The organism is Xanthomonas sp. NCPPB 1826 (assembly GCF_056725285.1).
The window spans coordinates 1,979,018-2,000,191 of the sequence record NZ_CM161521.1; the positions used below are offsets into that span (position 1 = coordinate 1,979,018).

Below are 21,174 nucleotides of genomic sequence, written 5' to 3' on the forward strand. Positions count from 1 at the left end.
ATTGCACCGATGCGGAAACTGGCGCCACCGATCAATTCAACAGGTGGCGCCGATGGCTGACTTCAACATGTTTTTTCCGACCCTGCTCAAGCACGAGGGCGGCTTCGTCAACGACCCCGCCGATCCGGGCGGTGCCACCAACAAAGGCATCACGCTGCTGACCTTCAAGGCCTGCGCCCAGAACTTGCTGGGCGTGGAGCCCAGCTTGGCGAACCTGCGTGCATTGACCGATGCCCAGGCCGGGGTCATTTACAAGACGCAGTACTGGGACCGGCTACGCGCCGACCAGATCGCACTGCAGCCGTTGGCCAACATCTTGTTCGACTTCTATGTCAACGCCGGCGGCAACGCGATCAAGCTGCTGCAGACCGTGCTCAACGCCCAGACCGGCGGCGCGCTGGTGGTGGACGGACGGATGGGACCGGCGACCTTCGCCGCCCTGGCATCCAGCAATCAGCAAGACCTGTATGCACGCTACAGGGTCGGCCGCAAGGACTACTACCAGCGACTGGTCGCCGCGCGACCGGCGCTTGGCAAGTTTCTCAAGGGGTGGCTGGCACGCGTGGATAGCTTCCCCAGCGCGGTCTGAGCCGTCACCGTCCCCGCGACATCTCCGACCAACGAGCCCAACATGGCGCAAATCTCCCTCAATGATCTGATCGAAGCGCTGGCCGGGGCAGTTATCGACGCCCAGGACCGGATCGAACAGCACCAGATGGCTAACCTGGGCGCGTTCTTTGACGAGGACAACCGTCCCAGAAGCGTTCTGATCCGCTTGCCGTCGCAGCACCCGGAAGCGGGCGAGAACGACGAAGACCTGTATCGCGCACCGCTGTTGCCGCTGGTGTCGTCCAACGTCCTGCGCATCAAGGACGTAGAGATCAGCTTCGATGCACAACTCGGCGAGCTCAGCGAACTGGACGAAGCCGCGTTGCCGGCGTCGCTGGCGGTTCCTGCCGCAGTGGATGACTGGCATCCCAAGCCGCCAGCGCTGCCCGGCCAGATCGGCATCGACCTCGGCTCCAATGCAAAAAGTGCGCGGCACAGTGCGGTGCATGTCGTGTTACGCGTGGAAGGCAGCGAGCCGACCGAAGGCGTGGCACGTCTCATCAATCGCCTTGCGCAGTCGCAAGGCGTGTTCAAGACGGTCAAGGGCGATTGATCCCGCCGTCATCGATTTTTTTTCAAACAACCACTCTTCAGGAGAACACCATGAGCGATATTGTCAATATGTCCGACCAGTTCAAGGGCCTGCCGATGGCGGACCTGATCGGCGCCCCGTTGCGTGCAGCCTGCGATGCGCAGGTCATGCTGGCCCGCGCCACCGCAGACTTCATCAAGGTCATCGGTTTTCTGCCGCCGACCGACCCTGCTGCCGATCCCAACGGAAACGGCGGTACGCGGACCGCGCAGTTCAAGTTCAAGCGCCCGGTCGAAGACCCCAGCGGTACCGGGATGGCCGAGGAGGAAGTCGAGATCGTCGTGCCGCTGCTGACCTTGGTCAACGTTCCCAATTTGAGCATTCAGACCGTGGACGTGACCTTCGACATGGAAGTCAAATCCTCGTTTTCGGAAAAGGAAGCCGAAGACAAGAGCCTCAAGGTGGATTTGGAGGCAAGCGTCGGCTGGGGCGTGTTCAAGGCCAAGGTCAACGTGCAGGGGTCGGTGTCCAGCCACAAGGAAAACACGCGCTCTTCCGATAACTCGGCCAAGTATCACGTCGCATTGCACGCCGAAGATCGTGGTACCCCCGAAGGGCTGTCGCGCGTGCTCGACATCCTGCAGACCGCCGCAGCGCCACGTAAAGTCACTGCGCCTGTCCCGGTGCCGTAAGCGTCGCTGTTGAGTCCTGCACCTTTCTATCACCCGAGTCGTTGCCGATGATCGATTTGTCAGAAGTGAGCTACATCAAGCGCATCGTCGTCGGCAGCGACAACCCGGCAAAGATGCAGACCGCTGAGCAGGTCGAGGCCGCGCAGCATCTGCTCAATCGCTGCCTCAGCGAAGCGCCCAGGGGAACGATTCTCGGGATCGAGAAGAGCTTCACCATTGTGCAGCTGGGCGAGCATCAGGTGGTACTGCAATGGTTGTGCTACCACGTGGGGTTCAAGCGCAAGCCGATCTGGCTGACGGAGTCGTAGATGGCACACGCGAGCTATTCCCTGGACGTCTTCGTGGAGCTGCTCGACCAGGCCGTCCGACGAGCGCAACAGCGATGCCGCCAGCGCCACGCCGCACTGGTGGATGCTGCGGTGGCCGCCTGCAGCATGCAGGTTCGCTGCATGGATGATGACGGAACGGCCCAGGGCGAAATGGAGACCCTGCTGTCCATTCCGGTCTGCCAATTGCGTGCGCTGCGGCTATCGCAAATCAGCGAGTTTTCGTTGACGCTGCAAGTGCAAATAGAGCCGGTCACGCAGAGCGACGGCGCTCCCGGACTGGCGCTGCGTATCGCGCCGCCACGCAGCCGTACGCCAAGCCACGCGCTGAAAATCGGCTATCAAGGCAGCGAGCGTCCGCGTGGCGTGCTTTGGTTCGATGGCATCGCGCTGAAGGAATGGACGCTTCATCCGTTCGTGGACGTGCCATCTTCCGGTCCCGGAGCGGTGCCGTGAGGTTGCTGCTGTCAGACGCCGATGCCCGCGCGCTCGCCGAGCGGCTGGGAACCGATGTGGCGGCCCTGCATGCGGCTCTCTGCCGGCGGTCTTGGTACCGGCGGCGGCCCATCTTCATCATCTGCTTGGTTGCAGTTCTGGTAATTACTGCAGCCGGTGTGCTGAGCAGCAGCTTGATCGATCTTTCCATCCTGTCCAACTTCTTATCGGAGCTTTCTCATGTCTGTCCAACCTCATCATCGACGTCACGTTCTCCGCATCACCTCAGCACTGGCCTTGTGTCTTTCGTTGAGCGCAGTACAGGCCGCTCCGGCTGGTAGCATTCCGACAGGTGACTGGCGCGGAATCCTGTCCGCCAGCGGCGGTGCCGGCCCGGTTTATGTTCGCCTGAGCGGGCGCGCGGTGGGAGCCGACGGCACCCAAACGGCGGACGTGCGGTTTGGACCTCCTTTCAATTGTGCGCTGGAGCTACGAGCGCAGCCGGACGGTTACGCGCTGCTGTCTCGCAATGGCGGCAGGTTTTGCGATGCGCTAGCCGGTGGCCGCGCCCAGCTTGAGGTGACGGAGGGTGCGACGTCCGGCATGCAACTCACGCTGCCCGGCCACGATTCGCCGTTGGTCGTTGCCTTGGATCAGAGCAGCGCAGGTTTGGCCGAAGCGGGGCGCTGGCGCGGGGCGGGCCTGATTTCCGCCCAGCTGGAGATCGTGGCGACCACAGTCCGCCCGGGAGACGTGCTCGGTCGCCTGCGCTATGGCGCCCCCCGCGACTGCCAGGTGGAATTGCGCTATGCCGGGCGTGCGGCAGGCGCGTTGAATGCCTGGGTCGGGGCCAACGATAGGGGCTATTGCCGCCAGCTCAGCGATGGCCAAGCCAGTCTGCGGATTCGCGACGATGGCAGCGCAGAGCTTGCTCTTGTTGTGAAAGGTCAGCGCGATACGACGCTGTTCGAACGGATGCCCTGAGGTCGGGCTGGATGCGCGCCTGCATGTTGGGAATCACTTATGTGGAAGCGAACCAGGATGCGCGTCGGCCTGCGGCGACGCGCGGTGGCCCAGTCCGTCTCGTCGTCAGGATTCACCGGGCCGGTCTTCTCCAGCGTGCTTGAACAGCTGGAGCTCGAATGTCGGGCCATGGTGTCGTATGCGCTAAAGCAGGGGTTGGCAATGTCGCCCGATCTGCCTGGCCGGTTGGCGGAACTACGGGTGACGCCTGGCACCTCCCTGCATGGCGAAGCTGGCGCGCGCGAACTGGCCGCTCTGCACCGACAGCTGGTTCGCGCGATCCAACCCGCAACGCCGCAAGCGGTGGTGCTGATCGAGCGGGAGCGCTTACGCGGTGGCTTTTTGCGCTGGCTCGGTCCAATTCCGCTGATCCGCACCTTGACCTTAAGCTCGGTCGGCTGCCTTGCCTCAGTGGTCGGGCTGGCGATGTCCAGCCTTGTCAACGAGCAGAACATCGCGCTGGGATTTCTCGACTCCTCGGGCAGCACGCTGGGCTGGAATGTGATGTTCATCCTGGCCTGTGCCGGGCTTGGCGCAGCGTTTTCCGCCCTGTTCCAGGCCCATCGTTACGTCGCCGACGCGACGTACGATCCGCGATTCGATTCTTCCTATGCCGCGCGCATGATTCTGGGCCTCATCGCCGGTCTGATCTTGGTGGAGTTGCTGCCGGAGGATCTCTTTGCCGAAAGTAGCCTGGGCGCGTTCGGAAAACCCGCGTTGGCGATGATGGGCGGATTTTCGGCAAGTGCCGTCTATCGCCTGCTGCAACGCATGGTCGATGTCATGGAAACGGTCGTACGCGGCGATTCCAGCCAACACGCCGCTGCAGCGATCCAGTCTCAGCGCGCATCGGTCGAGTCCGAAGGCATCCGCGCGCGTGGCGAACTTGCCGCAGGTCTGCTGGACCTGCAACGCGAGTTGGAAGCGGACCCGCGTTTGGATCAGGTGCGTCAGCAACTGGCCGGCCTTGCCAGGCAGGTGATGTCCGGCGATTCGTAATCTTTCGCGGTTGAGCTGCAGCTGGAACCGCGTTCGTTTTTTATCGGCAGTCTTATGCAGAAACGATGTCTGGCACAGGGTGCCAAGCATTCGGTGGCGGTGTGGGTTGGTCCGGAGCGGCGCAGTCCGCTTCGGCTCCGGTGCAACGTGCGTAACACACCTCAGGCAAACCTACCCGTCATTGCGTCGCACCGACATCTACACCGTTGTGCAAACCAGCATTTGACGGTCGCCAAATCAGTCCAGAACCGATGGTGCCGAGGTGAGCGTATGACAAGCTCGCTCAAGTGCTCCTGCCGAGCATCTGTCGATTCGCTGCAGCGCGCCGCTCGAATGCCGCTGCACATCGCGGTCCCCATTCGTGTAACCGAGGGAATGATGAAGACACGTATCGTCGTCGCTGCTGATCGCACCATCCTCGTGGAAGGCATGGTCGCTTTGCTGCAAAAGGTTCCGGGTTTCGAAGTGGTGGGGCATGCCGAAGACGGACTGGCGTGTCTGCAGATCGCTGCCAGAGAGCAGCCGGATATCGTCCTGGTGGATGTCCTGCTCCCTGGCCTCAATGGCATCGATCTGACGCGACGTTTGATTCAACGCAGTCCCGGCAGCCGGGCAATCTGCATTGCTCCGTCCGACGCCTGCATGCGTGCCAGCGCGGTCTTCGAAGCTGGCGCAAAAGCCTATCTGGCGCGAACCAGTACCTTCGCCGAGTTGCTGCGTGCGATTCAACTCGTTGGTCAGGATCAGATCTATATCAGTCCGCAGATGTCGCGTTCGTTGATCGCAGGACTGCGTCGAGCCGCCAAAGACGATTCTGCGTATACCCGGCTGACCTCACGTGAGCGCGAAATCGTGCAGCTCTACTCCGAAGGCCTGTCGACCAGGCAGATCGCCACGCGCTTGCACTTGAGCGTGAAAACGGTAGGCACGCATCGTGAAAACTGCATGTTGAAACTCAATATTCAAAGCATTGCCCAGCTCACCCGCTATGCAATCGCGCAAGGACTTTCTCCGCTTGACCCCGCATCCGGCTGTGGCAGCGATCCCTGTGAGGCGCTTGTGCCGCAGCGATCGCGCCGGGCTGGCTGAGTTGCACTAGCCTTCGGGGAAATAGGGTGCCAGGCACGCCGGCGTCGGCCGACAATGTGGCCGACGCGTCCCAACCCTCTGGTGATCCGTCTTTCCAATGTGCAACTGCTGCCATCTCAGCGCGTCGGATTGGCGTCCATGGCCGCCTGCATCAACGCTGCGATCGCGTTCGAGGCTTGGTCGGGTTGCTGTGCCAGAAACTGGCTGACGCTGCGCTGATTGGCGGCGGGGTGGTTCTGGCTGAGCTTGAAGGTCAGCTCGATGCGGCTCGGAACGAAGCGGAAGCCGACCAGGCCGCGTAACTGGCGGCGGTGGCTGTCGCGTTCCATCTCGAACAGCCAGTCGCTGCCGACGCGTTGTTCGAAGTGGGTGCTCATGCGGCCGATCAGCTCGCCCAGCGCTGCCTCATCGCTCACCTGCTCGCAGCGTCCATGCAGATGCGCCACGGCGTAGTTCCAGGTCGGCACACGTGCGGCCGCTTCCTTGTCCAGATACCAGCTGGGCGACACATAGGCGTGCGGACCCTGCACCACGAGGACCGCATCGCCGGGGCTGCGTGCCTGCGGATTGGGGCGCGCCCAGTGGCCTTCGATGACCACGGATTGCGCATCGCGTCGGTACAGCACAGGCAGATGCGAGATCGCCAGCTGTCCGTCCTCGCCGTGGCTGATCATGGTGACGAACGGGTCGCGCGCGATCAGCCAGTCCAGCAGTGCCAGATCGGTCTGCGCGAATGCGCGCGGGGCGTACATGTCAGGCGCGACCGCCCAGGGTCAGCACCATGCGTTCGCGCAGGTCGGCATCGTCGTCGCCACGCGGCGGCGACACTTCGTCGAGCGAGAAGCCACGCATCAGCGCGTCTTCTTCGTCCAGCCCGTCGAGCGCGACGAATTCGGCATCGAACAAGGCCGCGCGGGCGCTGTCCTCGCTGTCGTAGGGCAGGATCTTGCCGTCGCTGTCCAGGACTTCGGCGGTACCGGCCTGCTTGACGCGCAGGCGTGCCCAGATCAGCGTGCGGCCAATCGTGGCCAGCCACCACGAATCGTGGTCGTCATGAGCGGTGTCTTGCGGTGTATTCATGGCATTACCTTGGAAAGCAGGCCGAGCAGGGCTGCCATGCCCAGGCCGAAGAAGATGGTCAGCAGCGACAGCCAGGCCGGCGTGGCCAGGCCGGACAGCGCACTGTCGCGATGGCTGCGGTAGCGCCGCGCCAGCAACCAGCACAGCGCCGCAGGACTGATGAAGGCCGGCTCGCCGAAGCTGGCCAGCGCCTCGGGATGTCGGTCGCGCAGGTGCACTAGCGTCAGCGGCCAGAAGATCAGCAAGGCGGTGAGGCCGGCAACCGCCACACCGACAAAACACAATGCGAAGAACAGGGTCATGTGCCCGCCAGCATCAGTGCGAGTTGGGGAAGTGCTGCGCCGATCACCAGCGCAGTGATGGTCCACCATAACGGACGCACGGCGTGGATGATCGCCCTGCGTGCCGTATCACCCTGCCACCATGCGCTGGCACCTGGATGTGCGGCTGCCAGCTGCTCCAGCCGGACGCCGCGCACCCCGGCGATGCCGGCGCCCAGCAACGCCGCCGCGAAGGCCAGCAACTGCAGCGTGGCGGCGGCCAGCAGGCTCACATCAGAACTCGGCGCTGCCCGGCGCGCGCGGGTAGGGGATGGCGTCGCGGATGTTGCTCAGCCCGCACACGTAAACCACCAGGCGCTCGAACCCCAGGCCGAAGCCGGCATGCGGCACCGAGCCGTAGCGGCGGAAATCGCGGTACCAGCTGTAGTGCTCCTGGTCCAGGCCGAACTGCGCCATGCGTGCATCCAGTACATCCAGGCGCTCTTCGCGCTGGCTGCCGCCGATGATCTCGCCGATGCCCGGCGCCAGCACGTCCATCGCCGCGACGGTCTTGCCGTCGTCGTTCAGGCGCATGTAGAAGGCCTTGATGTGTTCGGGGTAGTTGGTCACCACCACCGGGCGGCCGATATGTTCCTCGGTCAGCCAGCGCTCGTGCTCGGTCTGCAGGTCCAGGCCCCATTCGACCGGGAAGTCGAACTTCTTGCCCGAGTTCTGCAGCAGCTTCACCGCCTCGGTGTAGTCGATCTGCTCGAACGGGGCATTGATGAAGGCCTCGAGTTTGGCGATCGCGTTCTTGTCCACGCGCTCGGCCAGGAATGCCAGATCGTCGCCACGCTCATCGAGCACCGCGCGGAACAGGTACTTGAGGAACTGCTCGGCCAGGCGCGCGTCTTCGGCCAGATCGGCAAAGGCGATTTCCGGCTCGATCATCCAAAATTCGGCCAGATGGCGCGTGGTGTGGCTGTTCTCGGCGCGGAAGGTGGGGCCGAAGGTGTAGACCTTGCTCAGCGCCAGGCAGTAGGCCTCCACGTTGAGCTGGCCGGACACGGTCAGGAAGGTTTCCTTGCCGAAGAAGTCGCGGCTGAAATCCACCGCGCCGCTGGCATCGCGCGGCAGGTTGACCATGTCCAGCGTGGAGACGCGGAACATCTGCCCGGCGCCTTCGGCGTCGGAGGTGGTGATGATCGGGGTGCTGATCCAGTTGAAGCCGTTCTGGTGGAAGAAGCGGTGCACCGCCTGCGCCAGGCAGTTGCGGATGCGGGTGACCGCGCCGAACAGGTTGGTGCGCGGGCGCAGGTGCGCCACTTCGCGCAGGAACTCCGGCGACATCGGCTTGGGCTGGATCGGGTAGGTCAGCGGGTCTTCGACCCAGCCGACGATCTCCACGCCGCTGGCCTGGATCTCGAACGACTGGCCCTTGCCCTGCGACTTCACCAGCACGCCCTTGGCGATCAGCGAGCAACCGCTGGTCAGGCGCTTGATCTCGTCGAAGTTGGGCAGGGTGTCGTTGGCCACTACCTGGATCGGAGCGAAGCAGGAGCCATCGGTCACGTTGATGAAGGCCAGTCCGGCAGATCCGCGCAGCGTGCGCACCCACCCCCGTACCGTGACTTCGCCGCCTTCCGGGAGTTTTCCCGCAAGCGCATGTTCAACGCTGACCACCGTCATGACTTGTCCTCGCCGTAGCGACTTTGAATGGTCTGCGAGTTTACTGGCTGCGGGCGCGCTGGCGCGAGCATCTGAACCGCTTGCCGGTGGTTGCGCTTGTCCAAGGCCGGACATGGCCCCATCTGGGGAACACGGCGTCGCAGCGGCTGCAGCCCCGGTGATTGCAGCCTCGCTATACTTGCCACCATCGTTTCCGGAGCATCCCCCATGGCCATCAGCCTCACCCCCGCCGCGCTGGAGCGCGTGCAGCGTTTCGTGCAGCAGACCCCGGGGACGCTGGGTCTGCGCTTTGGCGTGACCAAGACCGGTTGCTCGGGCTGGGGCCATGTCACCGACTTGGCGCGCGAGAAACGCGACGACGACGCGGTGTTCGAGCAGGAGGGTGTGCGCATCTTCGTCGACCCGGTCAGCCTGCCGCTGGTCGACGGCACCTGCATCGATTTCGGCAAGCACGGCCTGAGCGAGACCTTTACCTTCCGCAATCCCAACGCGACTGCCGAGTGCGGCTGCGGGGAGAGCTTTACGACCGAAGCCGAGCATCGCTGAGCTCGCTGGTGCGCGCTATTCCTTCTCCCTGCGGGAGGAGCTGCCCGAAGGGCGGATGAAGGTAAGGGGCGAAGCCTCGCGCGGTTAGACGTCACCAGTGGCTTCGCCGCGGACCCTCACCCCAACCCCCGCTCCACGCCCCGGCCCGCGCTTGCGGCGCGGGCGCTCCAAGGTACGCGCGCAAGCGGTGCCTTATCGCCCCGGCGGGGAGAGGGGCTCAAGCGGTCGCCGCGCAGATGTCACGTTCCTAGGCTCGGCCGCTGGCTCGGCCCGGTTGCGGCTAAGCGCCTGAACTGCCATACTTTCTTGCTTCCTGCCCGGTTCCGGGTGGGAATCCTTGCTCCACCGGCCGCCTTGCGCGGGTCACCGGGGAGCTGTCCGGCCCACGTGGCCACATCCGAAAGGTAATACAACATGAGTCGTCATTACGAAGTCGTGTTCCTGGTCCACCCGGATCAGAGCGAGCAGGTCCCGGCCATGATCGAGCGCTACAAGTCGCTGATCGAGGGCGGTAACGGCACCATCCACCGTCTGGAAGACTGGGGCCGCCGTCAGCTGGCCTACCCGATCCAGAATCTGGTGAAGGCGCACTACGTGCTGCTCAACATCGAAGTCGACCAGGCCGTGCTGAGCGAGCTGGTGGAAAGCTTCCGCTTCAACGATGCGGTGCTGCGTCACCTGGTCGTCAAGCGCGACGGCCCGGACACCGAGCAGTCGCTGATCATGAAGAGCAAGGACGAGAAGGGCGACAAGCCCGAGCGTAGCGAGCGTCGTCGTCGTGATGACGATGAGGGCGATGCTGCACCTGCCGCCACCGATACCGACGGCGACAACGCCGAAGCCGCTTAAGGAGCGCTGTCATGTCCAAGTTCTTCCGTCGTCGCAAGTTCTGCAAGTTCACCGCCGAGGGCGTGAAAGAGATCGATTACAAGGATCTCAACACCCTGCGTCAGTACCTCACCGAGAACGGCAAGATCGTGCCGAGCCGCGTGACCGGCACCAAGTCCAAGTACCAGCGTCAGCTGGCCACGGCCGTCAAGCGCTCGCGTTTCCTGGCGCTGATCCCGTACACGGACAATCACGACGTTTAATCCGAGTCGTTGATGTGAGTCCCTCACAAGAACCCGCACGGTTGTATGTGAGTCCCTCACAAAAGCCCGCACGGTTGTATGTGAGTCCCTCACAAAAGCCCGCACATCCATGTGCGGGTAATAAATATAGAGGCCGGTCATTCGAGATGCGGTGTTGATCGTGCTCTTGCGATTCCCAAATCCCGATTCCCGAATCCCGTCTTTTCGGACAGCAAACGTTGCGTCGGCCAAAGCGCCGGCGCTAACGAATAACGGAGCACCACCATGGATCTGATTCTTCTGCAGAAAGTGACCAACCTCGGCGGCCTGGGCGACAAGGTCAGCGTCAAGCCGGGTTACGGCCGCAACTTCCTCGTGCCGCAGGGCAAGGCCGTTCCGGCCACCGCTGCCAACGTTGAAGCGTTTGAAGCCAAGCGTGCTGATTACGAAGCCAAGGCCAACACCATCCTGGCCGATGCACAGAGCCGCGCCGGCAAGTTCGAAGGCGCCAGCGTCACCATCGGCGCGCATGCGTCGACCGAAGGCAAGCTGTATGGCTCGGTCGGCCCGCGCGACATCGCCGAGGCGTTCACCGCCGCCGGCCTGCCGCTGGAAAAGAGCGAAGTGATCCTGGGCGAAGGCGCATTCCGCAATGTCGGCGAGTACGACGTTGTGCTGCACCTGCACGCCGATGTGGAAACCTCGGTCAAGGTCATCGTCGAATCCGACGCCTGATCCACGCTGCACGCTGTACCCGAAGGGCGCCTGGTTAGGCGCCCTTCGTCTTTCTGCGGCCACGCCAGCGATGCCAGGGCCGCTATACTCATGCTCCATTGCCGGTTCCACGGCCCATAGATCTTGTGGATCAAGGGCTTAGGGGCGGCTTCACAGGAAAAAGCGCCTGCCGGCCTCGCCCGTGCGGTGCCCGGAACCTTCAGTCCCATGCGCCTGTCCACGATCAAACTGTCCGGTTTCAAGTCGTTCGTCGACCCGACCACGTTGCACCTGCCCACCAACATGACCGGCATCGTCGGTCCCAACGGCTGCGGCAAGTCCAACATCATCGACGCGGTGCGCTGGGTGATGGGCGAAAGTTCGGCCAGCCGCCTGCGTGGCGACTCGCTGACCGACGTGATCTTCTCCGGCTCCTCGGCGCGCAAGCCGGTGTCGCAGGCGACGGTGGAGCTGATCTTCGACAATTCCGATCACACCATCAGCGGCGAGTTCGCCTCGTTCAACGAGATCTCGGTCAAGCGCCTGGTCAGTCGCGACGGCAACAGCGCCTACTACCTCAACGGCACCAAGTGCCGGCGCCGCGACATCACCGACCTGTTCCTGGGCACCGGCCTGGGGCCGCGCAGCTACTCGATCATCGAGCAGGGCATGATCAGCCAGATCATCGAGGCGCGCCCGGAAGACCTGCGCGTGTATCTGGAAGAAGCCGCCGGCATTTCCAAGTACAAGGAGCGCCGCAAGGAAACTGAAACGCGCATCCGGCATACCCGCGAAAACCTCGATCGCCTCGGCGACTTGCGCGAAGAGATCACCAAGCAACTGGCGCATCTGCAACGCCAGGCGCGCCAGGCCGAGCAGTATCAGGCCTTGCAGGAAGAGCGCCGGATCAAGGACGCCGAGTGGAAGGCGCTGGAATACCGCGGCCTGGATGGCCGGCTGCAGGGGCTGCGCGAAAAACTGAATCAGGAAGAGACCCGGCTGCAGCAGCTGATCGCCGAACAGCGCGATGCCGAGGCGCGGATCGAAACCGGGCGCGCGCGTCGCGAGGAAGCCGCCGAAGCGGTGGCCAAGGCGCAGGCCGATGTCTATCAGGTTGGTGGCGCGCTGGCGCGCATCGAGCAGCAGATCCAGCACCAGCGCGAGCTCTCGCATCGTCTGCACAAGGCGCGCGATGAGGCGCAGAGCCAGTTGCAGGAGCTGACCCAGCATATCAGCGGCGATTCGGCCAGGCTGGCGGTGTTGCGCGAGGCGGTGGACGCTGCCGAACCGCAACTGGAACAGCTGCGCGAGGACCATGAATTCCGCCAGGAGTCGCTACGCGAGGCCGAAGCGCGTCTGGCCGACTGGCAGCAGCGCTGGGAAACCCATAACCGCGACACCGGCGAAGCCTCGCGTGCCGGCGAAGTGGAGCGCACGCGCGTCGATTATCTCGATCGCCAGTCGCTGGAGGCCGAGCGCCGCCGCGAAGCGCTGGTCAATGAGCGCGCTGGGCTGGACCTGGATGCGCTGGCCGAGGCGTTCGAGCAGATCGAGCTGCGCCACGAAACCCAGAAGACCTCGCTGGACGGGCTGACCGAGCAGGTCGAAGCGCGCAAGCACGCGCTCGGCGGGCTGCAGGAACAACAGCGCGCCAGCCAGGGCGAACTGGCCGACGTGCGCAAGCAGGCGCAGGCCGCACGTGGCCGGCTGTCGTCGCTGGAAACCCTGCAGCAGGCCGCACTCGGCCAGGAGCAGGGCGCCGCAGTGGCGTGGCTGAAGTCGCGCGGGCTGGATTCTGCCGCACGTGTCGGCGAGCGCATCACGGTCGAAAGCGGCTGGGAAAACGCGGTGGAAGGCGCGTTGGGGCAGTTGATCGAAGGCGTGCTGGTGGATGCGCCGGAACAACTGGTCGATGCGCTGGGCGAATTGGGCGAGGGTCGCATTGCGCTGGTGTCCGGTGCCAGCGACAACGCGAGCTTCGCGCCGACCTCGCTGGCGGCCAAGGTGCAGGGGCCGATCGCGATCCGTCGCCTGCTCGCGCGCCTGCACGCGGCCGAGGATCTGGAGGCCGCGCGCACGCTGCAGCGCAGCCTGCCCGAAGGCGATTCGGTCATCACCCGCAGCGGCGAGCGGCTGGGCGAGGGCTGGGTGCGGGTGTCGCGCTCCGGTGCCGCCAAGCAGGGCGCCTTGCTGCGCGAGCGCGAGATTCAGGAGCTGCGTGCGCAGATCGAAACGCTGCAGGAGCGCGAGGCCGAACTCGAGCAGCGCCTGGGCAGCTTCCGCGAACAACTGCTGGCGGCCGAACAACAACGCGAAGATGCGCAGCGCCAGTTGTACATGGCGCACCGCAGCGTGTCCGAGCTGGCCGGTCAGCTGCAGAGTCAGCAGGGCAAGGTCGATGCCGCGCGCACGCGCATCGAACGCATCGAAAACGAATTGTCGCAGCTGCTGGAAACACTGGACACCAGCCGCGAGCAGGCACGCGAGGCACGCGCCAAGCTCGAAGACGCAGTGACCCTGATGGGCGACCTGCAAGGCACTCGCGAGGCGCTGGAGAACGAACGCCGTCAGCTCACCGATGCGCGCGATCAGGCCCGCGATGCCGCACGTGGCGTGCGCGATGCGATGCATGCATTGGCGCTGACGCTGGAATCGCAACGCACCCAGATCACCTCGCTGAGCCAGACGCTGGAGCGCATGGACAGCCAGCGCGGCCAGCTCGATACGCGCCTGGAGGACCTGGTCGCCCAGCTCAGCGACGGCGACTCGCCGGTGGAAACGCTGGAGCACGAGCACCAGGCCGCGTTGAGCGAGCGTGTACGCACCGAGCGCGTGCTGAGCGAAGCGCGCACCATGCTGGAGAGCATCGATGGCGAGCTGCGCAGCTACGAGCAGACCCGCCAGCAGCGCGACGAACAGGCGCTGGCCCAGCGCGAGCGCATCTCGCAGCGCAAGCTCGATCAGCAGGCGCTGGTGCTCAGCGCAGAGCAATTGGAGGCCGCCGTGGTGAAAGCCGGCTTTGTGCTCGAAGACGTCGTCAATGGGTTGCCGGAAGCCGCGAACGTGGCCGAGTGGGAGGCGGCGGTCGGCCAGATCGACGGCCGCATGCGGCGGCTGGAACCGGTCAACCTGGCCGCGATCCAGGAGTACGGCGAAGCGGCGCAGCGTTCGGAATATCTGGACGCGCAGAATCTGGATCTCAACACCGCACTGGAGACGCTGGAAGAGGCGATCCGCAAAATCGACCGCGAAACCCGCGGCCGCTTCAAGGACACCTTCGACCGGGTCAATTCCGGCGTCCAGGCGCTGTATCCGCGTCTGTTCGGCGGTGGCCACGCGTATCTGGAGCTCACCGGAGAAGACCTGCTCGACACCGGCGTGACCATCATGGCGCGCCCGCCGGGCAAGCGCGTGTCCAGCATCTCGCTGCTGTCCGGTGGCGAGAAGGCGATGACCGCGGTGGCGCTGGTGTTTGCGATCTTCCAGCTCAATCCCGCGCCGTTCTGCCTGCTCGACGAGGTGGACGCGCCGCTGGACGAAGCCAATGTCGGCCGCCTGGCCAACATGGTGCGGGAAATGAGCGAGAAGGTGCAGTTCCTGTTCGTCAGCCACAACAAGGCGACGATGGAGGCTGCGCGCCAGCTCTCCGGTGTAACCATGCGCGAGCCGGGCGTCAGTCGCCTGGTCAGCGTGGACCTGGAAGAGGCCGCACGTTTGGCGGGTGCGGCATGACGTGCCATGCTTGTCGGAATATCGACACCTGTCACTCTTATGCGGAGGCACGCTGAATGTCCGACATGGCCATGATCCGGATCGGGATCCTGATCGCTGGACTGCTGCTGGTCGCGGCCATCTTCCTGTTTGGTCGCCCGAAAAAATCGCCGCAAGGGCGCCGGGTCGACAAGGACGACGGGCAACCGCGCGAGCGCCGCGAGCCGGTGATCTCCAGCGAGCCTGGCGTGGATGGCGACCCGTTCGAGCGCAATGAAGGCGCCGAGCAAAGCGAACTGAACCTGGACGATGCCGATGCGGCCGGCGGCAACGATGTCGGCAAGCGGCCCAACCAGGATTTCGACAAGATCGTCTCGCTGTTCGTGGCCGCCAAGGCCGGCCAGGTGCTGCGCGGCGAAGACGTGGTGGTCGCTGCGGAGAAGACCGGGCTGGTGTTCGGTCACATGAATGTCTTCCACCGTTTGGTGGAAGGGCACCCGGAGCGCGGGCCGATCTTCAGCATGGCCAGCATCCTCAAGCCCGGCAGCTTCGACATGGCCAACATCCGCGAGATGCAGACCCCGGCGATTGCGTTCTTCCTCACCTTGCCGGCGCCGATGACCGCGCTGGATGCCTGGGAAAAGATGCTGCCGACCGTGCAGCGCATGGCCGAACTGCTCGACGGCGTGGTGCTGGACGACAGCCGCAATGCGCTGGGCCGCCAGCGCGTGGCGCATATCCGCGACGAACTGCGCGCCTACGATCGCCAGCACCAGGCACCGCCGCTGACCAAGTCGCCGCGCTGGTGAGTGCGTATTGCTTTTAAGTGCGCGCTGCTGGTGATGTGCGTGGGTGGTGATTGCGCACCGCTGGTGATCGAGCGTCGCTGAGTCAGTGATTGCGAGCCATTGACCGCGAGTCATCCCGACCGTGAGTCATCCAGACGCGGTCTGAGTCGCGACCTGCCGCAGGACGCGTTCTAGCGTAAAGGTGAACGATGTGGAGCTTGCAGGGCGCGCTGGCGGTGCTGATGTTGCTGGCGGTGTGGGCCATCCTGGCCGCACCGCTGCTATGGATGGCGTCGCGGATTGCGCTGCGTTTGCGCAAAGGCGCGTCGGCAAGCCCAGGTCGCGCGCAATGGAACTCGATCGGGTTTGCCGCTGCAGTGGCGCTACTGGTTGCGCCAGTGCCAACGCCCATCGTCACTGTCTTCCTGCCGCACGTGATCGCGCTGTTGGATGCAAGCTACTACGCGCGCATCTTTCAGGGCCCGCCGATGATGCGCCAGCTCCTGGTGTGGATTGCGGTGTCGATGGCGCTGACGTTTGCGCTCAGCTACGTGTGGATCCGGCGCGTGCTGCGTCCGAATGCTGCCGCGCCTCTTCCAACGCCCACGCGATAGGAAATCAAAGCCCCTCTCCGGCGGGAGAGGGGGGTGGGGTACGGAGGCGAAGCAGTGGAGCAGTCGGTGATTCAGGTCTGACGGCGCGTGGCGACGCGTTTGTCATTACAGGTGATGGCAGATCTCCGAGGCGCACCCTCATCCGCCGCTTCGGGGCACCTTCTCCGGAGGGGAGAAGGGATGGCCACTCTGTGCTTGGCGATCAGCGCTTGGCCTTGGTAAAGGCCTCGCGAAAGCGCAGCATCTCCGCCTCGGTGCCGACGCTCACACGCACCCGCTTGGGCCAGATCGGCCAGCTGCGGCCGACGATGACGCCCTGTTTCTGCATCGAGTCGGCGAACACGCCGGCGTCGCGCTTGACGTCGAGCAGGAAGCAATTGGCCTGCGTGGGCAGGCAGGTGTAGCCCTTGCTCTTGAGCCAGGCGATGGTGTCGTCGCGCACGCGGGCGTTCTCCGTGCGGCGGGTCTGCACCAGCTGCGGGTCGCGCAGGCTGGCGATGCCGGCGGCCATTGCCGGTACCGACAACGGGTTGCTGCCCAGGCTGGCGAGCTTGGTCTGCAGCCCCGGCGGCGCCAGCGCGGCGCCCAGGCGCAGGCCAGCCATGCCGTAGAGCTTGGAGAAGCTGCGCAGCACGATCAGGTCCTGGCGCTGACGCACCAGGTCCGCCATGGACGGCTCGTTGCTGTAGTGGATATACGCCTCGTCGACCACCAGCACCGCGCTGGCCGGCTTGTTGGCCAGCAGCCACTCGATATCGGCGCGCGGGGTGATGGCGCCGCTGGCGTTGCCGGGGTTGCACAGGTAGATCAGGCCGGCGGACGGGTCGGCCTTGGCCATCGCCTTGACGTCGTGCGCGCCATCGGCCCGCAGCGGTACCTTGCGTACCGGCACGCCGCGGGCGGTGGCGCTGTCGATGATCGGGTCGAAGCTTGGGTCGGCCACCACCAGCCCGGCACGTGCCGAGGTGAACAGGCCGCCGGCACGCAGCAGTGCGTCCCTGGAGCCGGGAAAGAACGCCAGATGGTCGCCGGGCAGTTGCAGCTCGCCGGTCATCAGGTTGCGCAGGTCCTGTTCCATCTCGAACTGATAGCGGCCTGCACGTGCCAGCGAGCGCGTTGCCGCGTCCACTGCGGCGGGCGAGGGGCCGAGCGGATGTTCGTTGAGATTGAGAAACACCGCGCCCGCTGCCGGCGCCACGCCTGGCTTGGCAGGCGCAGCGGCACGCTTGCGGGCTGCCTCGGCTGCCGGTGCCAGGCCCAGTGCGGAGATCGCCACGCCAACGCTGGCAAGGCTGAGAAACGAACGGCGCGAAACGGGCAACGGCACGGTGAGCTCCAGGCGAGCAGGCAAAGAGGGCGCCACGCTAGCGGGTTTGTGCCTGTCTGCCTATCGGGAAATCGCTGCCGGGCTCGCTGTCGCGCGGTTTGGTCGGCGGTCCGGCAGCACTTGCACACCGGCACGGCCCGTTAGAATGGGCGGCCCAGAGCCAGCCCAGCGATCGTATGACTGTCAGCCCGGATCCCGCTCAGCGCATCGACGCCCTGCGTCATCGTATCGAGGACGCCAACTACCGCTATCACGTGCTTGACGAGCCGCAGATGGCCGACGTCGACTACGACCGCCTGATGCGCGAACTGGAAGCCCTGGAGGCTGCGCACCCGGAGCTGGCCAGCGCCGATTCACCGACCCAGCGCGTCGGCCACCTGGCCGCGTCGCGCTTTGCCGAAGTGCGGCATGCCCTGCCGATGCTGTCGTTGGGCAATGCCTTCAGCGACGAGGAAGTGACCGAGTTCGTACGGCGGATCAGCGAGCGGCTGGAGGTGAAGCAGCCGCTGTTCTCGGCCGAGCCCAAGCTCGATGGCCTGGCGATCAGCCTGCGCTACGAAAACGGCGAGTTCGTCCAGGGCGCAACGCGGGGCGACGGCGCCACCGGTGAGGATGTCAGCGCCAATCTGCGTACCGTCAAGGCGATTCCGCTGCGCCTGCGTGGCGAAGGCTGGCCGCAGGTACTGGAGGTGCGCGGCGAGGTGTACATGCCGCGTGCCGCCTTCGAGACCTACAACGCGCAGATGCGCCTGCAGGGCGGCAAGGTGCTGGCCAATCCGCGCAATGGCGCCGCCGGCTCGCTGCGTCAGCTGGATGCGCGCATCACTGCGCAGCGCCCGCTGAGTTTCTTTGCGTATGGCGTGGGCGAAGTGAGTGAAGGTGCACTGCCGCAGACGCATTCGGCGATCCTGGCGCAGTTGCGCGCATGGGGTTTTCCGGTCAGCGCCTTGGTCGAGGTGGTGCAGGGCAGCGACGGCCTGTTGGCGTATTACCAACGCATCGGTGAGGCGCGCGATGGCTTGCCCTTCGATATCGACGGCGTGGTCTACAAGCTCGACGATCTGGCCGGGCAGCGCGAGATGGGCTTTGTCTCGCGCGCGCCGCGCTGGGCGATCGCGCACAAGTTCCCGGCGCAGGAGCAGTCCACCACGGTGGAGGCGATCGAGATCCAGATCGGCCGTACCGGTGCGGCCACGCCGGTGGCGCGGCTCAAGCCGGTGCACGTGGCCGGGGTGGTCGTCACCAACGCCACGCTGCACAACGCCGACCAGATCGCGCGGCTGGATGTGCGCGTGGGCGATACGGTGATCGTGCGGCGTGCCGGCGATGTGATTCCGGAAGTGGCCGGCGTGGTTGCCGATCAACGGCCGCCCGGCACCCAGCCATGGCAGATGCCCACGCACTGCCCGGTCTGCGGGTCGGAAATCGTGCGCGAGGAAGGCGAGGCGGTGTGGCGCTGCTCCGGCGAGCTGACCTGCCCGGCACAGCGCAAGGAAGCGTTCCGGCATTTCGTCTCGCGCCGTGCGATGGATGTCGATGGGCTGGGCGAAAAATTCATCGAGGTGCTGGTCGATAGCGGCGTGGTGCAGGGCGTGGCCGATCTGTATCTGCTCAACGTGGACCAGCTGCTGCAATTGCGCATGATCAGCACTGCCGAAAGCCCGCACGCATTCCTGCGCGAGGCGCGCGAGCATCTGGCCAGCGGTGCGTACGGCCAGCTGGAAAATACCGTGGTCGGCATCGGTGTGGATCTGGCCGGCGAGCGCGAGGCGCCGCACACCTGGCAGGCCGATCTGTTGCGCGCCGGGCTGCCGGCGTTCGACTGGAACCGCAAGAAGATCGCCACCAAGTGGGCGGAAAACCTGATCGAGGCGATCGAGCAATCGCGCGATACCACGCTGGAGCGTTTCCTGTTTGCGCTCGGCATCGAGCATGTCGGCGAGAGCACCGCCAAGGCCTTGTCGGCGTGGTTCGGCGATCTGGCGTTGATCCGCCATCTGCCGTGGCCGCTGTTCAAGCGCGTGCCCGACATCGGTGGCGAGGTGGCGCGCTCGCTCGGGCACTTCTTCGACCAGCCCGGCAATCAGCAGGCCATCGACGACCTGCTGCAGCGTGGCGTGCGCATTGGCGATGCGCATCCGCCATCACCCAGGCTGCGCGAGGCGCTGAGCTTTGCCAGCGTGCTGCAGGACATGGATATCCCCAAGGTGACGCCGGTGCGTGCGCAGCAGCTGGCTGCCGCGGTGGCCTCCTTCGATGCGCTGCGCAGCGCGGGGTCCGATGCCTTGTTGCAGGCCGGCGTTCCCGCGCCGGTGGTGGCGTCGCTGCTGCAATGGCTGGAGCGGCCGGAAAATGCGGCCTTGGCAAGCGCCGCGCAGCAGGCGATGGAAACGGTGCTGTCGCGTCTGCCCGACGCCGACGCGCTGCAAACCGGCCCGCTCGACGGCCAGACCGTGGTGATCACCGGGACCCTGGCCGCGCTCACCCGCGATGCGGCCAAGCAACGGCTGGAAGCGCTGGGCGCCAAGGTCGCCGGCAGCGTCTCCAAGAAAACCGCGTTTCTGGTGGCTGGCGAAGAAGCCGGGTCCAAGCTGGACAAGGCGCAGTCGCTGGGCGTGGAGATCTGGGACGAGGCGCGCTTGCTGGGCTTCCTTGGCGAGCACGGCCAGCAACCATGACCGTGACGCAGGTCGATCTGGACGCGTTGCGGTTGCGCGCGCGGCTCAACGCGCTGATCCGCGATTTCTTCGCCGAGCGCGGCGTGCTGGAAGTGGAGACGCCGGTGCTGTCGGAGGCCGGCAACACCGAGCCGAATATCGAGAGCTTTAGCACGCGCTTTAGCGGCCATGTCGATGCCGGCGCGGCGGTGCGCTGGTTGCGCACCTCGCCGGAATATCCGCTCAAGCGGCTGCTGGCGGCCGGGGTGGGCGATTGCTACGAGCTGGGGCGGGTGTTCCGCAATGGCGAGGCCGGCGGCCGCCACAATCCCGAGTTCAGCATGCTCGAGTGGTACCGGGTGGGTTGGGACGATCGCGCCCTGGCACAGGAGACCGTTGCGTTGGTGCGCCGCGCGCTTGCGCTGGTCGGGCGCCACGCGCAGGTGCAGGTGCTGAGCTATCGCGCGCTGTTCGTGCAGGCACTGGGCATCGACCCGTTGCGCGATCCGATCGAAACGCTGCGCGCACCGCTGCACGACATCGCCATCGATCCGGATGGCCTGACCCGCGACGACTGGCTGGATCTGCTGGTGACCCATCGCCTCCAGCCGGGCTTTGCCAGCGACACGCTGACCGTGGTGCACGACTGGCCTGCCAGCCAGTGCGCGTTGGCGCGCATCCGCCCCGGGGAGCCGCCGGTGGCCGAGCGCTTCGAGCTGTATCTGGGCGCCTACGAGGTCGCCAACGGGTACCACGAGCTCAACGATGTGCAGGAGCAGCGTGCGCGTTTCATGCGCGACAACGCGGTGCGTGCGGCGCGTGGATTGCCGCAGCTGCCGGTGGATGAGCGCCTGCTGGCGGTGTTGTCGCAACTACCCGATTGCGCGGGGGTGGCGGTCGGTGTGGACCGGCTGTTGATGGCCATGCGTGGCACCACGCAGATTGCCGATGTGCTGGCCTTCGCGTTCGCCCGCGCCTGACCCACGGCGGTACCCAGTGTCTGCGCGGCACCG

General features: G+C 65.3%; 23 protein-coding genes. 17 read left to right on the forward strand and 6 right to left on the reverse strand.

Features of this window, described 5'->3' with window-relative positions; translation table 11 throughout:
- Window positions 1–52: 52 nt before the first annotated feature.
- The 8 genes from AC1PLA_RS08605 (at window position 53) to AC1PLA_RS08640 (ending at window position 5,705) form a co-directional block, all read left to right on the forward strand.
- Complete coding sequence (locus tag AC1PLA_RS08605) at window positions 53–589, forward strand: glycoside hydrolase family 108 protein (RefSeq protein ID WP_039812660.1); 537 nt, start codon at window positions 53–55, stop codon at window positions 587–589.
- A gap of 42 nt (window positions 590–631) precedes the next feature.
- On the forward strand, window positions 632–1,162 hold the full coding sequence (locus tag AC1PLA_RS08610) for a DUF2589 domain-containing protein (protein WP_039520615.1): 531 nt from the start codon (window positions 632–634) through the stop codon (window positions 1,160–1,162).
- Between the two features lie 50 nt (window positions 1,163–1,212).
- On the forward strand, window positions 1,213–1,833 hold the full coding sequence (locus tag AC1PLA_RS08615) for a DUF2589 domain-containing protein (protein ID WP_039511773.1): 621 nt from the start codon (window positions 1,213–1,215) through the stop codon (window positions 1,831–1,833).
- 47 nt (window positions 1,834–1,880) lie between these two features.
- Complete coding sequence (locus AC1PLA_RS08620; RefSeq protein ID WP_016904187.1) at window positions 1,881–2,141, forward strand: hypothetical protein; 261 nt, start codon at window positions 1,881–1,883, stop codon at window positions 2,139–2,141.
- Window positions 2,142–2,615: a hypothetical protein gene (locus tag AC1PLA_RS08625; RefSeq protein WP_481105984.1), complete on the forward strand. Its 474-nt coding sequence runs from the start codon at window positions 2,142–2,144 to the stop codon at window positions 2,613–2,615.
- Window positions 2,616–2,834: 219 nt separating this feature from the next.
- Window positions 2,835–3,578, forward strand: a complete 744-nt coding sequence (locus AC1PLA_RS08630) for a hypothetical protein (protein WP_481105985.1) — start codon at window positions 2,835–2,837, stop codon at window positions 3,576–3,578.
- 168 nt (window positions 3,579–3,746) lie between these two features.
- The gene (locus AC1PLA_RS08635) at window positions 3,747–4,616 is read left to right on the forward strand and encodes a hypothetical protein (protein ID WP_179465034.1); all 870 of its coding nucleotides are present in this window, start codon (window positions 3,747–3,749) and stop codon (window positions 4,614–4,616) included.
- Between the two features lie 375 nt (window positions 4,617–4,991).
- Window positions 4,992–5,705, forward strand: a complete 714-nt coding sequence (locus tag AC1PLA_RS08640) for a LuxR C-terminal-related transcriptional regulator (RefSeq protein WP_052767946.1) — start codon at window positions 4,992–4,994, stop codon at window positions 5,703–5,705.
- Window positions 5,706–5,821: 116 nt separating this feature from the next.
- On the opposite strand, the gene AC1PLA_RS08645 is transcribed toward AC1PLA_RS08640, so the two are convergent.
- Genes AC1PLA_RS08645 through asnS form a run of 5 tightly spaced genes read right to left on the reverse strand, consistent with a single transcriptional unit; the run spans window position 5,822 to window position 8,734 of the window.
- Window positions 5,822–6,457: an FMN-binding negative transcriptional regulator gene (locus tag AC1PLA_RS08645; RefSeq protein WP_481105986.1), complete on the reverse strand. Its 636-nt coding sequence runs from the start codon at window positions 6,455–6,457 to the stop codon at window positions 5,822–5,824.
- 1 nt (window position 6,458) lies between these two features.
- Window positions 6,459–6,785, reverse strand: a complete 327-nt coding sequence (locus AC1PLA_RS08650; RefSeq protein ID WP_024939855.1) for a hypothetical protein — start codon at window positions 6,783–6,785, stop codon at window positions 6,459–6,461.
- The gene (locus AC1PLA_RS08655) at window positions 6,782–7,087 is read right to left on the reverse strand and encodes a hypothetical protein (protein WP_481105987.1); all 306 of its coding nucleotides are present in this window, start codon (window positions 7,085–7,087) and stop codon (window positions 6,782–6,784) included. The genes AC1PLA_RS08650 and AC1PLA_RS08655 overlap by 4 nt, the downstream gene beginning before the upstream one ends.
- Complete coding sequence (locus tag AC1PLA_RS08660; protein WP_481105988.1) at window positions 7,084–7,338, reverse strand: hypothetical protein; 255 nt, start codon at window positions 7,336–7,338, stop codon at window positions 7,084–7,086. The genes AC1PLA_RS08655 and AC1PLA_RS08660 overlap by 4 nt, the downstream gene beginning before the upstream one ends.
- A gap of 1 nt (window position 7,339) precedes the next feature.
- Complete coding sequence (gene asnS, locus AC1PLA_RS08665; RefSeq protein WP_039511777.1) at window positions 7,340–8,734, reverse strand: asparagine--tRNA ligase; 1,395 nt, start codon at window positions 8,732–8,734, stop codon at window positions 7,340–7,342.
- A gap of 207 nt (window positions 8,735–8,941) precedes the next feature.
- Between asnS and AC1PLA_RS08670 the strand changes: the two genes are divergently transcribed.
- The 7 genes from AC1PLA_RS08670 (at window position 8,942) to AC1PLA_RS08700 (ending at window position 16,177) form a co-directional block, all read left to right on the forward strand.
- Entirely contained in the window at window positions 8,942–9,280 is a 339-nt protein-coding gene (locus AC1PLA_RS08670) for a HesB/IscA family protein (protein ID WP_016904198.1), read from the forward strand.
- Window positions 9,281–9,694: 414 nt separating this feature from the next.
- Window positions 9,695–10,129 carry a 30S ribosomal protein S6 gene (rpsF, locus tag AC1PLA_RS08675; protein ID WP_006451585.1) on the forward strand — a complete coding sequence of 145 codons (435 nt, stop codon included), beginning with the start codon at window positions 9,695–9,697 and terminating at the stop codon, window positions 10,127–10,129.
- 11 nt (window positions 10,130–10,140) lie between these two features.
- Entirely contained in the window at window positions 10,141–10,371 is a 231-nt protein-coding gene (rpsR, locus tag AC1PLA_RS08680) for a 30S ribosomal protein S18 (protein ID WP_005991243.1), read from the forward strand.
- Window positions 10,372–10,635: 264 nt separating this feature from the next.
- Window positions 10,636–11,085: a 50S ribosomal protein L9 gene (gene rplI / locus AC1PLA_RS08685; protein WP_016904199.1), complete on the forward strand. Its 450-nt coding sequence runs from the start codon at window positions 10,636–10,638 to the stop codon at window positions 11,083–11,085.
- Between the two features lie 207 nt (window positions 11,086–11,292).
- Window positions 11,293–14,796 carry a chromosome segregation protein SMC gene (gene smc, locus AC1PLA_RS08690; protein WP_054592266.1) on the forward strand — a complete coding sequence of 1,168 codons (3,504 nt, stop codon included), beginning with the start codon at window positions 11,293–11,295 and terminating at the stop codon, window positions 14,794–14,796.
- Between the two features lie 56 nt (window positions 14,797–14,852).
- The gene (gene zipA, locus AC1PLA_RS08695) at window positions 14,853–15,584 is read left to right on the forward strand and encodes a cell division protein ZipA (protein ID WP_024939850.1); all 732 of its coding nucleotides are present in this window, start codon (window positions 14,853–14,855) and stop codon (window positions 15,582–15,584) included.
- A 188-nt stretch (window positions 15,585–15,772) separates the two neighbouring features.
- The gene (locus AC1PLA_RS08700) at window positions 15,773–16,177 is read left to right on the forward strand and encodes a hypothetical protein (RefSeq protein ID WP_481105989.1); all 405 of its coding nucleotides are present in this window, start codon (window positions 15,773–15,775) and stop codon (window positions 16,175–16,177) included.
- Window positions 16,178–16,379: 202 nt separating this feature from the next.
- Here the strand turns inward: AC1PLA_RS08700 and AC1PLA_RS08705 are convergent, their stop codons facing one another.
- Window positions 16,380–17,504 carry a pyridoxal phosphate-dependent aminotransferase gene (locus AC1PLA_RS08705; RefSeq protein ID WP_481105990.1) on the reverse strand — a complete coding sequence of 375 codons (1,125 nt, stop codon included), beginning with the start codon at window positions 17,502–17,504 and terminating at the stop codon, window positions 16,380–16,382.
- A gap of 176 nt (window positions 17,505–17,680) precedes the next feature.
- On the opposite strand from AC1PLA_RS08705, the gene ligA reads away from it, so the two are divergent.
- Entirely contained in the window at window positions 17,681–20,182 is a 2,502-nt protein-coding gene (gene ligA / locus AC1PLA_RS08710) for an NAD-dependent DNA ligase LigA (RefSeq protein ID WP_481105991.1), read from the forward strand.
- Window positions 20,179–21,141, forward strand: a complete 963-nt coding sequence (gene epmA, locus AC1PLA_RS08715; RefSeq protein ID WP_349779976.1) for an EF-P lysine aminoacylase EpmA — start codon at window positions 20,179–20,181, stop codon at window positions 21,139–21,141. Before ligA ends, epmA begins: the two co-directional genes overlap by 4 nt.
- Window positions 21,142–21,174 lie beyond the last annotated feature (33 nt).

Bases quoted from the DNA above. Each gene is read 5' to 3' on its own strand.
- AC1PLA_RS08605 (WP_039812660.1), top strand. From the start codon at position 53: ATGGCTGACTTCAACATGTTTTTTCCGACCCTGCTCAAGCACGAGGGC.
- AC1PLA_RS08610 (WP_039520615.1), top strand. From the start codon at position 632: ATGGCGCAAATCTCCCTCAATGATCTGATCGAAGCGCTGGCCGGGGCA.
- AC1PLA_RS08615 (WP_039511773.1), top strand. From the start codon at position 1,213: ATGAGCGATATTGTCAATATGTCCGACCAGTTCAAGGGCCTGCCGATG.
- AC1PLA_RS08620 (WP_016904187.1), top strand. From the start codon at position 1,881: ATGATCGATTTGTCAGAAGTGAGCTACATCAAGCGCATCGTCGTCGGC.
- AC1PLA_RS08625 (WP_481105984.1), top strand. From the start codon at position 2,142: ATGGCACACGCGAGCTATTCCCTGGACGTCTTCGTGGAGCTGCTCGAC.
- AC1PLA_RS08630 (WP_481105985.1), top strand. From the start codon at position 2,835: ATGTCTGTCCAACCTCATCATCGACGTCACGTTCTCCGCATCACCTCA.
- AC1PLA_RS08635 (WP_179465034.1), top strand. From the start codon at position 3,747: ATGGTGTCGTATGCGCTAAAGCAGGGGTTGGCAATGTCGCCCGATCTG.
- AC1PLA_RS08640 (WP_052767946.1), top strand. From the start codon at position 4,992: ATGATGAAGACACGTATCGTCGTCGCTGCTGATCGCACCATCCTCGTG.
- AC1PLA_RS08645 (WP_481105986.1), bottom strand. From the start codon at position 6,457: ATGTACGCCCCGCGCGCATTCGCGCAGACCGATCTGGCACTGCTGGAC.
- AC1PLA_RS08650 (WP_024939855.1), bottom strand. From the start codon at position 6,785: ATGAATACACCGCAAGACACCGCTCATGACGACCACGATTCGTGGTGG.
- AC1PLA_RS08655 (WP_481105987.1), bottom strand. From the start codon at position 7,087: ATGACCCTGTTCTTCGCATTGTGTTTTGTCGGTGTGGCGGTTGCCGGC.
- asnS (WP_039511777.1), bottom strand. From the start codon at position 8,734: ATGACGGTGGTCAGCGTTGAACATGCGCTTGCGGGAAAACTCCCGGAA.
- AC1PLA_RS08670 (WP_016904198.1), top strand. From the start codon at position 8,942: ATGGCCATCAGCCTCACCCCCGCCGCGCTGGAGCGCGTGCAGCGTTTC.
- rpsF (WP_006451585.1), top strand. From the start codon at position 9,695: ATGAGTCGTCATTACGAAGTCGTGTTCCTGGTCCACCCGGATCAGAGC.
- rpsR (WP_005991243.1), top strand. From the start codon at position 10,141: ATGTCCAAGTTCTTCCGTCGTCGCAAGTTCTGCAAGTTCACCGCCGAG.
- rplI (WP_016904199.1), top strand. From the start codon at position 10,636: ATGGATCTGATTCTTCTGCAGAAAGTGACCAACCTCGGCGGCCTGGGC.
- smc (WP_054592266.1), top strand. From the start codon at position 11,293: ATGCGCCTGTCCACGATCAAACTGTCCGGTTTCAAGTCGTTCGTCGAC.
- zipA (WP_024939850.1), top strand. From the start codon at position 14,853: ATGTCCGACATGGCCATGATCCGGATCGGGATCCTGATCGCTGGACTG.
- AC1PLA_RS08700 (WP_481105989.1), top strand. From the start codon at position 15,773: ATGTGGAGCTTGCAGGGCGCGCTGGCGGTGCTGATGTTGCTGGCGGTG.
- ligA (WP_481105991.1), top strand. From the start codon at position 17,681: ATGACTGTCAGCCCGGATCCCGCTCAGCGCATCGACGCCCTGCGTCAT.
- epmA (WP_349779976.1), top strand. From the start codon at position 20,179: ATGACCGTGACGCAGGTCGATCTGGACGCGTTGCGGTTGCGCGCGCGG.